The sequence below is a fragment of the Grimontia sp. SpTr1 genome (assembly GCF_947387585.1).
GTDB classification, from domain to species: Bacteria; Pseudomonadota; Gammaproteobacteria; order Enterobacterales; family Vibrionaceae; genus Enterovibrio; species Enterovibrio indicus.
This window is the reverse complement of sequence record NZ_CANDOD010000030.1, coordinates 23,461-37,583: the sequence shown is the minus strand read 5'-3', so window position 1 is coordinate 37,583 and position 14,123 is coordinate 23,461. Positions and strand designations below refer to the sequence as shown.

Below are 14,123 nucleotides of genomic sequence, written 5' to 3'. Positions count from 1 at the left end.
CGCTCGTAGCTCAGCTGGATAGAGTACCTGGCTACGAACCAGGCGGTCGGAGGTTCGAATCCTCCCGAGCGCGCCATTTCACTTTCACCTTGATTGATACCTTTATGCAATCAATGCCTGCGCGACCGTAGCTCAGCTGGATAGAGTACCTGGCTACGAACCAGGCGGTCGGAGGTTCGAATCCTCCCGGTCGCGCCATTTCTTTTCTGCATTTCTATTCGAAATTTCCGACTAATCTCTCACTGTCTCAAAAGCCTTACTTTTCTCTATATTTTCCGTTTTTATACTTTTACTACTTTATCTGCTCACTGTTCTTCTTATTCGAGAAAAAACCGCTTAACTCACTAAAAAATAGCACTTTTACACTGCGAACTTTCCGCAACAAGTTGCGGCCAGTTTTAGGTGTCTGGTATTAACAAAATGGTAACAATTGTCCGTATTTATTGCGTCTGAGGCCGAAAATGAAGCAATTGACGAGTATTGCAGGATTGTCATTATTGCAGTTTGTTAGTATTTTGACCGATAACTTAACTGAGTGAGTAAATTCTCAACAAAATGTAAAATACGTTTCGTTGAGAAAAGTCGTGCCGATTTTCCGGTAAATGGAATACGGTAACCTGCAAGGAAGCAAACATATGGATTTGGGTAGTACTCTTCAGCACGCCGCTACACTCATGCTGACAGGCATGGTAGTGGTTTTCGTCTTTCTTACCATCTTGGTCGGTCTGGTCAAGCTGATGTCCCGCTTGGTCCCCGAAGAGTTGCCACCTCAGGCAACCACCACGACCACCCCATCAAATAACAATAATGGTCAGGTGTCAGGGGAAACTATTGCTGCGATTTCTGCAGCAGTACATAAATACCGTAATCGCCAGCGCTAGCTGATGCGAAACATACAATTACAAGGAGTTTTGTCGTATGTCTAAGCCACTCGCTATTACAGACGTTGTCTTGCGTGATGCGCACCAATCGCTGTTTGCGACCCGTATGCGTCTTGATGACATGTTACCGATTGCCGCTGCGTTAGATGATGTCGGTTACTGGTCATTGGAAACCTGGGGCGGCGCAACCTTTGATGCCTGTATCCGCTTCTTGGGTGAAGACCCATGGGTTCGCCTGCGCGAACTGAAAAAAGCGATGCCGAAAACCCCAATGCAAATGCTGTTGCGTGGTCAGAACCTACTGGGTTACCGGCATTATGCGGATGACGTGGTAGAGAAATTCGTTGAGCGTGCCCACGCCAACGGTATGGACGTATTCCGTATTTTTGATGCGATGAATGACGTGCGTAACTTTGAGAAAGCAGTGAAATCCGCTGTGGATGTTGGCGCGCATGCTCAAGGTACGTTGTCTTACACCACTAGCCCTTACCACACACTGGACACCTGGACAGATCTGGCAAAACGCCTTGAAGATCTGGGCTGTCACTCCCTGTGTATCAAAGACATGTCTGGCCTGCTCAAGCCTTATGAGGCAGAAGAGCTGATCAAGCGCATCAAAGCTTCTTGTGATATCCCTCTTGCGCTGCACTGCCATGCAACAACCGGTCTTTCTACTGCTACTGCAGTTAAAGCGGTAGAAGCGGGTCTGGATGTGCTGGACACTGCGATTTCCTCAATGAGCCAAACTTACGGCCACACGCCAACAGAAACCGTTGTAGCTATGCTGCAAGGCACTGAGCGTGATACTGGCCTGCAGCTCGAGAAAATCGAGCCAATTGCCGCTTACTTCCGTGAAGTTCGTAAGAAGTACGCGAAGTTTGAAGGTCAGCTGAAAGGCGTTGATTCTCGCATCCTGATTGCTCAGGTACCGGGCGGCATGCTGACTAACATGGAAGGCCAGCTTAAAGAGCAGGGCGCAGCCGATCGTTTGGATGAAGTACTGGAAGAGATCCCTCGCGTTCGTGAAGACTTGGGTTATATCCCACTGGTGACACCAACTTCTCAAATCGTTGGTACTCAGGCGGTCATCAACGTACTGACCGGCGAGCGTTATAAGAGCATCACCAAAGAAACAGCGGGCGTGCTGAAAGGCGAATATGGCGCAGCACCAGCAGAAGTAAACAAAGAGCTTCAGGCACGTGTGCTTGATGGTGGTGAAGCCATCACTTGTCGTCCTGCTGATTTGATCGAGCCAGAGCTTCATATTTTGACTGATGAGCTGATTGCTAAGTCGAAAGAAGAAGGCATCTTGCTGGCAGAAGCGCAGGTTGATGACGTCCTGACTTACTCTCTGTTCCCGCAGGTTGGTCTGAAGTTCCTGAAAAACCGTGGCAATCCGGATGCCTTTGAGCCAGTGCCAGGTACTGAGCCTGAAGTCGCAGCAGCTCCTTCAGCACCTGCTTCTGCGGGTGGCACTGAAGCTTACAGTGTTCAGGTCAATGGTCAGGTTTACGATGTGGTCGTTGGTCCGCAAGGCGAGCTGACATCTGTCACGCCTTCTGGTGCAGCGCCAATTGCTGCAGCTGCTCCCGCACCAACAGCAGGTGCATCTGAAGCGGTTGCAGCGCCTCTGGCAGGTAACATCTTCAAAGTGGTTGCAAAACAAGGTCATCAGGTTCAGGAAGGCGATGTGTTGCTTATCCTGGAAGCAATGAAGATGGAAACAGAAGTTCGCGCAACCCGCGCTGGTGTCGTGCAAGACGTGATGGTGAAAGAAGGTGACTCTGTTACCGTTGGTTCACCACTACTGAGCCTGGCGTAAGAGGAAAATCATGGAAGGTTTGTTAATCCTCTGGAGTGAAACCGGTCTGGCCAACTTTGAATTTGGCCAACTGGTGATGATCACTGTCGGTTGTATTCTTTTGTTTCTTGCCATTCGCAAAGGCTTTGAGCCCTTGCTGCTGCTACCAATCGGTTTTGGTGCGGTATTGGCGAACATCCCGAATGCCGGCTTTACCGAGCCAGGCGGTGTGCTTTACTACGTCTACTACGTTGGCATTGAGTCTGGAATCTTCCCACTGCTGATCTTTATGGGCGTGGGTGCGATGACTGACTTTGGTGCATTGATTGCTAACCCTCGTACCCTTTGGCTGGGCGCGGCTGCGCAGTTTGGTATCTTCGCCACCTTGTTTGGTGCCATCTTGCTGAACCTGATTCCTGGCATGGAGTTCTCGCTGGCAGATGCGGCATCTATCGCTATTATCGGTGGTGCGGACGGCCCAACAGCCATCTTCCTTGCCAGTCGCCTCTCTCCAGACCTGCTGGGTGCTATTGCGGTTGCGGCATACAGCTACATGGCGCTGGTGCCAATTATCCAGCCGCCAATCATGAAGCTGCTGACCAACGAGGAAGAGCGTAAGATCGAGATGCAGCAACTGCGTCACGTGTCTAAGACAGAGAAAATCATCTTCCCATTGGCGGTACTGATGATGGCGATTCTGTTCCTGCCTTCTGCGACACCGCTGGTTGGTATGTTCTGTCTGGGTAATCTGATGCGTGAATGTGGTGTGGTTGACCGTCTGTCAAACACGGCGCAAAACGAGTTGATCAACATCGTGACCATCTTCCTGGGTCTTGCTGTGGGTTCTAAGCTTCAGGCGGAATCATTCCTGAAGTTTGAAACGCTGGGTATTCTGGTACTGGGTGCGGTCGCGTTCAGTATCGGTACAGCGGCTGGCGTATTGATGGCTAAGCTTTTGAACAAATACAGCAAAGACAACATCAACCCACTGATTGGTGCGGCAGGTGTTTCGGCTGTACCTATGGCTGCACGTGTGGTTAACAAGGTAGGTCTTGATTCCAACCCGCATAACTTCCTGTTGATGCACGCAATGGGGCCAAACGTCGCAGGCGTATTGGGCTCAGCGGTTGCAGCAGGTGTTCTGCTGGCACTGGTTGGCTAACCCTTTAAAATACGCTCACAAAATAATAAGGCGGAAGGCATTGAGTCTTCCGCCTTTTTTATTAACACTGGAAAAAATGCTGGTGCAGAAAAAGGATGAAACCATGCCAAAGAACCTCCAACTTGCGATCACTGCTTTCGGTGAACCAGATACCCTCAAGCTGCAACAAACCGATATTCCCAACCCATCTGAAGGCCAGATACTGGTGAAAGTGGCGTTCGCAGGCGTTAACCCAATCGATGCCAAAACCCGTGCGGGTCTTGGTTGGGGCGCAGAGAAAATCAAAGACAGCTTGCCCTGGACGCCTGGCTTTGATGCAGCAGGTGTGGTCGTGCAGGATAGCGCAACGTTTAAGGCTGGTGATCGTGTCGTGGGTCGTATTGTTGAAGGTGGAGGGTATGGTCAGTATCTTTGCGCGCCTTCTGACGCGCTCTCTTTTGTGCCAGAGGATGTATCTTTGGAGCAAGCCTCAACGCTTCCCGTTGCGGGTCTGACTGCTTTGCAGGCGCTTGAGTTAGTCAATACGACCAAAGACGACAAAGTACTGATCCTGGCAGGCGCAGGCGGTGTTGGCCATATCGCTATCCAGTTGGCGAAAGCAAAGGGTGCAGATGTCTATGCCAGCTGTTCCGCCAAAAATGCAGAGTTTGTTTCCTCGTTGGGGGCTATCGCTTTGGATTATGGCAAAGCACCACTTGAACAGCAGGTTCAGGACATTGATGTTCTGATTGACCTGATGGGCGGCGATGTTGGCGAAGCGGCACTAGCTTCGGTGAAAGCCGGTGGTCGTGTGGTCACTGTGCCAACTATTACGGCTCCGCGCATTATTGAAGCGGCAGAGAAACGCGGTGTCATTGCTCAGGGGATGCTGGTACAGCCGAATGTTACCCAACTTGATGCGCTGCTGAATGCGGTGTCGGACAAATCGCTTACCATCGAAATCAGTAAAATTTATCCACTTGAAGACGGTGTTCAGGCGCATGTCGAAATCCAAAGCGGCAGAACCCGCGGAAAAATTCTTTTGGAGATCCCGCAATAATGAGTCGTTACGACAAATACGAAGCGCTAATTTTCGACCTCGATGGCACTCTGCTCGATTCCATGCCTGCGCACTTTGCAGCCTGGCAGCAAACAGCCTCTGACTTTGGGTTTGAGGTTGATGAAAGTTGGTATCACTCCCGTGGTGGCAGTCCGACGATTTTGACGGCTCAAACTTTGGTGAAAGAGTTAGAGCTGGCGATTGAGCCCCAAATATTGGCTGACCACAAAACGCAGTCTTTCAAATATCTGATGGAAGATCATCTTGAGCAACTGCCGTTTGTTGAAGTGGCTAAATACTATGCAGGCCAAAAGCCGATGGCAGTAGGAACAGGAACCTTGACTGATATTGCGACGAGAATGCTGGAGAAATCAGGGCTTCTCCATTTGTTTGATTATGTGGTGGGGGCGGATCAGGTCTCTGCCCACAAACCTGCGCCGGATACCTTTTTGCACTGTGCGCAGCTCATGAATGTGTCACCGGAAAGGTGTCTGGTGTTTGAAGACGCGATATTTGGCATTGACGCTGCGGCCGCAGCAGGGATGGATGTCATAGATGTACGGGTGACAGACGTTGGATTGGATTAGTGGTGACTCTGCGCTGTGGGTCTTGTTTTCGACCGGTTTTCTCAGCGCAACCTTGCTTCCCGGTGGCTCAGAAGCCAACCTGATTTACCTTCTTAAACAGAGTGATTACGGTATAGCCATACTGGTCATGGTGGCGACTTTGGGTAATACCCTTGGTGGCATGACCAACTATTGGATAGGCCGTTTTATTCCTGCGCGAACCCTTAGCCAAAAACACGGTCAAAGAGCCATTAGCTGGCTGCAACGTTACGGTTACTGGACCTTGCTGCTAAGCTGGCTTCCTATTATTGGTGACCCCCTTTGTCTTGCTGCCGGATGGCTGAGACTCAAACAACGTTGGTGCTGGATCTTGATAGCGATAGGTAAAGCGCTGCGTTATCTCATTCTGGCACTGGTCACCCGAGGCCTTCTTTTTTAACGATCATAGAAAGGATAGTTAGTGCGTTATTTTATCCTCACTGCCGCTGTATTAGGGCTGTCGGGTTGTGGCGTGTATCAGGCCACTTCCCAGCCTTCATTGCCCGAAGGCATCACGTTTATCGAACAAGAGAAAGCAGGCGAGAACACCCCGTCGATTCCTTATCAAAAATACCAGCTGGACAACGGCCTGACAGTGGTCTTGCATCCGGATGATTCTGATCCTCTGGTGCATGTGGACGTGACATATCATGTCGGCTCCGCGCGTGAAGAGCCAGGTAAATCTGGCTTTGCGCATTTCTTCGAGCACATGATGTTTCAGGGCTCGAAGCATGTCGGCGATCAGCAGCATTTCAAGTTTGTTACCGAATCTGGTGGTAGCGTCAATGGCACCACTAACCGCGACCGCACCAACTACTATCAAACCGTGCCTGCCAATGAGCTGGAAAAAATGCTGTGGCTGGAATCGGACAGAATGGGTTTTCTGCTTGAAGCGGTCTCCCAGCGTAAGTTCGAAATCCAGCGTGACACGGTGAAAAACGAACGGGCACAGAACTTTGAAAACCGCCCGTATGGTCTGGTCCATGAAACGCTGGCCGCGGCGCTTTATCCGCCAACTCACCCTTACAGCTGGCCGACGATTGGCTATGTAGAGGATTTGAACGGCGTTGATGTTGACGATTTGAAAGCCTTCTTCTTGCGTTGGTATGGCCCGAACAATGCCACGCTAACCATTGGTGGTGATATCGATGTTGAGCAGACACTGAAGTGGGTGAACAAATACTTTGGTGATATCCAGCGTGGGCCGGAAGTGAAAGCGGCGGACAAATGGCCTGTGACTATTGACGCTGACCGTTTTGTGACGCTCGAAGACAATATTCAGCAGCCAATGCTGGTGATGAGCTGGCCAACCGAATACCCGGGTGCGGATTCCCGCGTGGCGATCGATATGTTGGGCTCGGTGCTAGGACAAGGGCGAAACAGCCTGCTGTATCAAGATTTGGTGAAACCGGGGAAAGCGCTCAGTGCCAGTGCCTATCAGGATTGTGCAGAGCTTTCCTGTAATTTCCAACTCTACGTGTTAGGTAACCGTGATCAGGATCTTAGCGAGCTTCGCGGTGATGTGATGAAGGTGCTGGATTCACTCAAAGTCCGCGGCATCAAAGAAGACGATCTGGAACAGGTGAAAGGCAGCGCGGAAGCAGGTGCCGTGTTTGGCCTGCAAAGTGTGCAGGGTAAGGTTTCCCAGCTTGCGTCGAATGAAACCTTTTATGGTGACCCAGATAGGCTGGCAAGCTGGCTTGATGAGCTGAATGGCGTGACCACCCAAGACGTGGAAAATGCCTTTAGCCGCTTTGTGTGGCAACAGCCTTCGGTGAATGTGTCAGTGGTGCCTAGAGGTCAACAACGCCTGCAAGCGGCTGAGCAAAACTACACCGCAACCCGGGCGATATCATCCGGTGAGTCAGAAAAGCAGGTGATGCGTTACACCCCGGAAACGTTTGATCGCAGCGTACCGCCGGCCCCTAACGGTTCAGTATCGGTGAAAGTACCTGAGCTTTATCACGCCAAGCTGGGCAATGGGATTGAGATCTCCGGCGCTGAATCAAACGAAACGCCGACAGTGACTGTGCATCTGGTGCTTCCTGCCGGAAGTTTGATGGAGCCAAAAGGCAAAAATGGATTGGCGTCTCTGACGGCAGATTTGATATCTGAAGGCACGACCAATCGAAGCAGTGAAGATATTACTGCTGAGTTAGATCGCCTTGGCTCAAGCATCAGTATCAGCGCGTCATCACGTGGTACCACAATCAGTGTTTCCTCATTGACCAAAAACCTGCGTGAAACCCTGACGCTTGCGGGGGACATGCTGTTTAACCCGCGCTTTGATGAAGCAGATTTCGACCGCTTAAAGAAGCAGGCACTGGAAGGTATTCATTTCAGTCACCAAACGCCGCAATGGCAGGCGGGGCAGGCCAGACGTGAAGTGCTCTACAGTGACCCCTGGCACGCTTTGCCGTCAGAAGGTACCAGGGAAACTTTGAGTGGTCTGACGCTTGATGATGTGAAACAGTTCTATGCAGATAATTATACGCCCGACAATGCGCGACTGATTGCGGTCGGAGACATTGATAAGCAAACCTTACTGTCTAAAGTGAACGGCTTGAGCCGCTGGAAAGGGAATAAGGCCACTGCGCCAGCGCCAGCAGAGCTCAAGCAATATCCACAATCGCAGATTTGGCTGGTGGACAAACCGGGCGCGCCGCAAAGTGTGGTGCAAATGGTACGTCACGCTATGCCTTATGACGCAACGGGTGAGATGTTCAAAACCCAACTGGCAAACTTCAACTTGGCTGGAAATTTCAACTCGCGCCTTAACCTGAATCTTCGTGAGGACAAAGGCTACACTTATGGAGCTGGCGGCTATGTAGTGGGCAATCAGGACACAGGCCGTGTCGTATTTCAGGCGCAAGTGCGCGCAGACAGTACGGTCGATACCGTCCGCGAAATGCAAAATGAACTCAACGAGATGGCGTCAAGTGGCATCACTGACGATGAGTTGAAGTTCCTGCGACTTGCCGTAGGCCAAAAAGATGCGTTGAGCTATGAAACGCCTGGTGATAAAGCCGGTCTTATTGCCAACATGATGCGCCATAAGTTGTCGTCAGATTACAAAGCGCAGCAGAGAGCCATTATTGAGACGGTTTCAAAGGAAACCCTCAATGCACTGGCGGCAAAATGGTTCGAACCTGACGCGTATCAGGTGATTATTGTGGGAGATGCGGCGACACTTGAACCTGCACTTTCCACACTGGGACTGCCCGTAAAGCGTTTAGTGGTTGAGAATTAACCCCTAAACTTCGGCAGGGAAGCCAAGAGTAAATACAGTGAGATGGCTTTTGCCACCAAGAGTGATTATGCTTAGCCATCTTACTGCTTTATGACAATAAACGAGTGCAGCCTTGACTAGTTTCTCCCAAAGGTTGGAAGCGTTCTCCGCAAATCCGGAAGCGCTTAAAGGCATAGGCCGAGGTGTTGAACGCGAAGCATTGCGCATCACACCCCAAGGCACGCTGTCCTCCGACGCCCATCCAAAAGCGTTAGGCTCTGCCCTGACTCATCAATGGATTACCACCGACTTCGCCGAGCAATTGCTGGAATTCATCACGCCGGTGACCTATTCCGTGCCTGAAATGATCTCGCAACTGCAGGACATTCATCGATTCACCTATCGCACACTGGGCGAAGAATCGTTGTGGCCAATGTCGATGCCTTGTTATGTCGCGAACGAAGATGACATCACCTTGGCACAGTACGGTTCGTCAAACGTAGGTCGAATGAAGACCCTGTACCGCCAGGGTTTGAAGCACCGCTATGGCAGCGTGATGCAAATCATCTCCGGCGTGCATTTCAATTTCTCGTTCCCAAGCAGTTTCTGGCAGCAGTTGTTTGGCGATCAGGCACCGTACGCAAGACAGGAATCCGTCTCTGAAGCGTATTTTGGTTTGATCCGAAATTACTACCGCTTTGGTTGGATGATCCCTTATCTGTTCGGTGCCTCACCAGCGCTGTGTGGATCTTTTATCAACAAAACTGAGTCGAAACTGGATTTTAAAGAAGTGGGCAAAGGTACCTGCTATCTGCCATACGCAACCTCACTTCGTCTCAGTGACTTGGGCTACACCAATAATGCACAAAGCAGCCTGAAGATTGGTTTTGATAGTCTAGAGCAATACCTGCGAGGTGTTCGCGCGGCGATTGGTACGCCATCCGCAGATTTTGCCAAGATCGGCGTAAAAGACGAAAACGGTTATCGTCAGCTCAACAGCAATGTGCTCCAGATAGAAAACGAACTGTACGCGCCGATTCGTCCAAAGCGAGTGGCGAAAAGTGGTGAAAAACCGTCTGAAGCGTTGGAGCGCGGCGGTGTTGAATACATCGAAGTTCGCTCGCTGGATGTGAACCCGTTCAGCCCGGTGGGCATTGATGACTATCAGGTTTACTTCCTCGACTTGTTTATTACTTGGTGTGCGCTGTCTGAGTCAGCAGCAATGACAGATTGTGAGCTGCAATGCTGGCGCGAGAACTGGAACAAAGTGGTGTTGGAAGGACGTAAACCGGGTCTGACGCTGCAAATTGGCTGCGATGGTGAACAACTGACGCAAGCCGAGTGGGGACGCCGTGTCTTTGCTGATCTGGCTGAACTGGCAATTGTGATGGACAAAGCTTACGGCGGCGATAAGTACCAGTCTGTTTGCAACGAGCTGTCAGGCTGGTTCGACAACCCGGATAAAACCCTATCAGCGAAACTACTGAAAGATGTACTCGATAATGAAAGCATCGGTAAAGTGGGTATTGGCATTGCTAAAGACAATCAGGCCTTGTTTGCCCAGGGTGACTACGAGACTTTCTCTAAGCAGCAGTTTGAAGCAGAAAGCGAAGCCAGCCTGAAACGTCAGCAAGATGTGGAGCAAGGCGACGGTATCAGCTTCGAGCAGTATCTGGCCGAGTATTTTGGTGATAGTGTATCACTCTGATGTGATACTGCTTTAGCAATAAACAGGCTGGTATCCCCAGCCTGTTTTTGTATGTGCCAATAAAAGCAACAGATAGAAAGGATACCCATGCGCATTTCTCCCAAATGGCTGCTTGTTCTCAGCGCACTGGTATTGAGCGGCTGTGCGGCTCCTCCACCGAAAAATCCCGATAATATTTGCAGCATTTTCCGCCAGTATGATGATTGGTACGAAGATGCGGTCGACATGGAAGATGAATGGGGAACGCCAATCCATATCGCAATGGCGTTTGTGAAACAGGAAAGCTCCTACGTTCATGATGCATTACCTCCCCGGGACTATGTGCTCTGGGTGATCCCGTGGGGACGTGTCAGCAGTGCATACGGGTATGCACAGGCTCAGGACCCTGCGTGGTCTGATTATCAGAAAGCGACCCGCAATGGTGGCTCCCGCACCGATTTTGGGGATGCTATGCAATTTATTGGTTGGTACACCAGCGAAACCCAGAAGCAACTGGGAATTTCGAAGTGGGATGCTTATAACCAGTATCTTGCTTACCACGAAGGACGTGGTGGTTTTAAGCGCGGGACTTACAAATCCAAGCCGAAAGTGATGCAAGTGGCGAGAAAGGTCGAGCGCCAGGCGCAAACTTACGGTGGGCAGTTGAGAAGTTGCCGTGAAGAGTTGGAAGATAACCGAAGCTGGTGGTCATTCTAGCTGGTTTCACAAAAAGGCCTGTTTCAGACAACCAAAAGCGCCGGACCAGGCGCTTTTTCGCGTTTAGCTAGCCTATAGCTACCCAAATTTAAAAACTCGTAGAACCTTTATTCAGGTTGTCCAAAACCCACTGCGAATTGGTGTCGCCTGCTCGAATCTTGACCCGTAATCAGGCGCTTTGAGTTTAATTTCGTGTTTAACCGTATGAGTTTGGCTAGGTGAATTTTCCATAGAAAGACTCAAACAGCCATCTTTATGCTGCATAGATTAATGTCGTCGCTGACCATCACCAGACTGACTATCATTGACTGATAAGGCAGAGTGTCGGGCATGTCAGAGTTGCTTGATGATACCCAACACACAGGAATCATGATTATAGCCATTTGGGGTTTTGTCACGTGCCAATGAAATTTCGTGATCTATCCGAGCTAACATGCAAATGATTAACTTAATTTTAACAAAATGGTGATATCGATCGTATAAAATCTTTTAATTGGCGCGTTTTTGTTCTATTTTTTTACAAGAATTTCACATGGAAGGTTCCAAAAACATTTTTGTGGGTGATGAATAAATTATCTCGATGTTGTGCTTTTGGGATGTGGTGGCTATGAAAGCTAACGATGGAAAGGGTTTTCCTCAAAAACGTGTCACGATGATTGATGTGGCTAAAGCTGCTGGCGTCTCAAAATCTACAGTTTCACTGGTACTCAATGGCAGCGAGTCAGTCAGTGATGAGAAAAAAAAGCGGGTCAATGAGGCCTGCAGAACCCTTGGTTACGTCTATAACGGCGGGGCTGCTAGCCTGCGTGGCGGGCGTTCTAAAATTGTAGCCATCCTCTCCAACAATCTTACAAGTCCCTACTTCAGCCAAATAATTAAAGGGCTGGAGCCTTACCTCGATGAGCTGGGTTTTATCCCTGTGATTATGGACGTGAACGAGAGTCTGGAACGTCAGAATCAATTTGTTCATGCGCTTCGCGGTCACAATGTGGCTGGCATTATTATTACGCCGGCCCCCGGAACAGACAATCGTTGGATTGATGATATCGTCGCTACCGGGCTCCCTATCATCTCAATCATGCGGGAAGTTGAAAATTCTCTCTCCCCGGCAGTCATGGCTGAAAACCGATTGGGAACCTATTTAGCAACCCGTTCTTTGATTGAACTTGGCCACAAGCACATTGCTTTTGTGGGGGGGCTGGAAACTTTTATTGATCTCAAACTGCGTCACCAAGGCTTTATGGATGCCATGGATGAAGCCGGTTTAACGGTTCCTGATAATTATATTCAGCACAGCCCGAGTAGCCGTTCTGGAGGGCATGAAGCCACTACCCGCCTTTTGTCATTGGCTCCCGAAGTGACGGCTATTGTATGTTTTACCGACGTCGTGGCTTACGGCGTCTATACCGCTTTACACGAAGCCGGAAAACAGCCCGGCGAAGATGTCTCCGTTATTGGATTTGATGATTTGGAAGATTCCCGCCTGATTTATCCCGCTCTCTCAACTGTGAGGGTAAAGGGAGAAGATATTGCGCGGGAAGCATGTTACTTGCTGCAACGCTTGCTGGCTCAACAACAAACACCCAACAAAATACTCGTCGGTGTTGAGTTGATCCAGCGACTGTCTACGCAGGCACCCAAGAGCTTGGTTTAACAAGCTCTGCGTAGTGGGTAGTCGCCGCAAGTTGTTTGGGTACACGGACCTATTGGTCATGTCACAAAACAAACGAGGTAAGCATGAAAAATCAACTGGTAATGTCAATGCTGTCAGCTGCAGTCGCTATCGGAACGGTGACTTCAGCACAAGCGGAAGATGTAGAAGTACTGCACTGGTGGACATCAGGCGGTGAGGCTGCGGCGTTAAATGTACTCAAGGATGACCTTGCGAGCCAAGGCATCGGCTGGCAGGACATGCCGGTAGCCGGTGGCGGTGGCGGTAACGCAATGACGGTTTTGCGTGCCCGTGTGACCTCGGGTAATCCTCCGACTGCGGTACAGATGCTGGGTTTTGATATCCAGGATTGGGCAGCGGAAGATGTGGTAGCCAACCTTAACAGCGTGGCAGATGCCGAAGGTTGGAATACGGTGGTGCCGAATGCGCTGCAAAACTTTGCCAAGTACGATGGTAAGTGGGTGTCTGCGCCGGTGAACGTTCACTCTACCAACTGGATTTGGGCAAACAAAAAGCTGCTCGATGAAGTGGGAGCGAAACAGCCCACCAACTGGGATGAACTGATTGAAACATTGGATAAGCTGAAAGCGGCAGGTTACATCCCGTTGGCACACGGTGGTCAGGATTGGCAGGATGCAACCATCTTTGATGGTGTGGTGTTGACCACTGGTGGTATCGACTTTTATCGCAAAGCCATGGTGGATTTAGATCCGGAAGCACTGGGTTCAGACACTATGGTCAAAGTCTTTGACCGTATGTCACAGCTGCGCGGTTATGTGGATAAGAACTTCCCAGGCCGTGACTGGAACCTGGCTTCTGCCATGGTGATTGAAGATAAAGCAGGCATGCAAATCATGGGCGACTGGGCGAAAGGTGAATTCCTGAAAGCCGGTAAAAAACCAAACGAGGACTTCCTGTGTTTCCGCATGCCAGGTACCCAAGGTATGGTCACCTTCAACTCTGACCAATTCGTGATGTTTGATGTGGGTGATTCAGATGCACAGAAAGCGATGGCCAAAGCCATTATGTCGCCTGAATTCCAATCTGCGTTTAACGTGGTGAAAGGCTCAGTGCCAGCGCGCACCGACGTACCGAATGATGCGTTCGACGCCTGTGGTAAAAAAGGCATGGCGGATCTTGCGGAAGCTAACAAGAGCAACACGCTCGTCGGCAGCATGGCTCATGGCCACGCAGCGCCAGCCGCTGTGAAAAATGCGGTCTATGATGTGGTGACTAACCATTTCAATGGCGGTATGGACTCTAAGCAAGCGACAAAAGCACTGGTGGCTGCTGTTCAGGATGCTCAGTAATCCAATGGGAAAAGGGGACG

Annotated in this window: 11 protein-coding genes and 1 tRNA gene; all 12 read left to right on the top strand. The window is 50.3% G+C overall.

All coding sequences use genetic code 11. The annotated features are described in order from the left end of the window. Nucleotides 1-121: 121 nt before the first annotated feature. The 12 genes from QL223_RS24885 (at nt 122) to QL223_RS24830 (ending at nt 14,103) form a co-directional block, all read left to right on the top strand. A tRNA-Arg gene (locus QL223_RS24885) sits at nt 122-198 on the top strand. Between the two features lie 437 nt (nt 199-635). Then, the gene (locus QL223_RS24880; RefSeq protein WP_002540086.1) at nt 636-881 is read left to right on the top strand and encodes an oxaloacetate decarboxylase subunit gamma; all 246 of its coding nucleotides are present in this window, start codon (nt 636-638) and stop codon (nt 879-881) included. A 37-nt stretch (nt 882-918) separates the two neighbouring features. After that, nucleotides 919-2,703 (top strand): sodium-extruding oxaloacetate decarboxylase subunit alpha, encoded by a 1,785-nt coding sequence (gene oadA / locus QL223_RS24875; protein WP_281546276.1) that lies wholly within the window; start codon nt 919-921, stop codon nt 2,701-2,703. 10 nt (nt 2,704-2,713) lie between these two features. After that, nucleotides 2,714-3,844, top strand: a complete 1,131-nt coding sequence (locus tag QL223_RS24870) for a sodium ion-translocating decarboxylase subunit beta (protein ID WP_002540083.1) — start codon at nt 2,714-2,716, stop codon at nt 3,842-3,844. A gap of 103 nt (nt 3,845-3,947) precedes the next feature. After that, complete coding sequence (locus QL223_RS24865; RefSeq protein WP_039850227.1) at nt 3,948-4,883, top strand: NADP-dependent oxidoreductase; 936 nt, start codon at nt 3,948-3,950, stop codon at nt 4,881-4,883. Beyond that, nucleotides 4,883-5,470, top strand: a complete 588-nt coding sequence (gene yqaB / locus QL223_RS24860) for a fructose-1-phosphate/6-phosphogluconate phosphatase (RefSeq protein ID WP_002540081.1) — start codon at nt 4,883-4,885, stop codon at nt 5,468-5,470. The genes QL223_RS24865 and yqaB overlap by 1 nt, the downstream gene beginning before the upstream one ends. Then, a complete protein-coding gene (locus tag QL223_RS24855) occupies nt 5,457-5,888 on the top strand; it encodes a YqaA family protein (protein WP_002540080.1) in 432 nt (143 codons plus the stop codon). Before yqaB ends, QL223_RS24855 begins: the two co-directional genes overlap by 14 nt. A gap of 21 nt (nt 5,889-5,909) precedes the next feature. Then, the gene (locus tag QL223_RS24850; protein ID WP_281546275.1) at nt 5,910-8,738 is read left to right on the top strand and encodes a pitrilysin family protein; all 2,829 of its coding nucleotides are present in this window, start codon (nt 5,910-5,912) and stop codon (nt 8,736-8,738) included. A 133-nt stretch (nt 8,739-8,871) separates the two neighbouring features. After that, the gene (gene gshA / locus QL223_RS24845; protein ID WP_281546278.1) at nt 8,872-10,425 is read left to right on the top strand and encodes a glutamate--cysteine ligase; all 1,554 of its coding nucleotides are present in this window, start codon (nt 8,872-8,874) and stop codon (nt 10,423-10,425) included. Between the two features lie 87 nt (nt 10,426-10,512). Next, on the top strand, nt 10,513-11,121 hold the full coding sequence (locus QL223_RS24840) for a hypothetical protein (protein ID WP_002540077.1): 609 nt from the start codon (nt 10,513-10,515) through the stop codon (nt 11,119-11,121). A gap of 607 nt (nt 11,122-11,728) precedes the next feature. Beyond that, entirely contained in the window at nt 11,729-12,775 is a 1,047-nt protein-coding gene (locus tag QL223_RS24835) for a LacI family DNA-binding transcriptional regulator (RefSeq protein WP_281546274.1), read from the top strand. Between the two features lie 101 nt (nt 12,776-12,876). Next, nucleotides 12,877-14,103, top strand: a complete 1,227-nt coding sequence (locus tag QL223_RS24830; protein ID WP_281546277.1) for an ABC transporter substrate-binding protein — start codon at nt 12,877-12,879, stop codon at nt 14,101-14,103. The last annotated feature ends 20 nt before the right edge of the window (nt 14,104-14,123 follow it).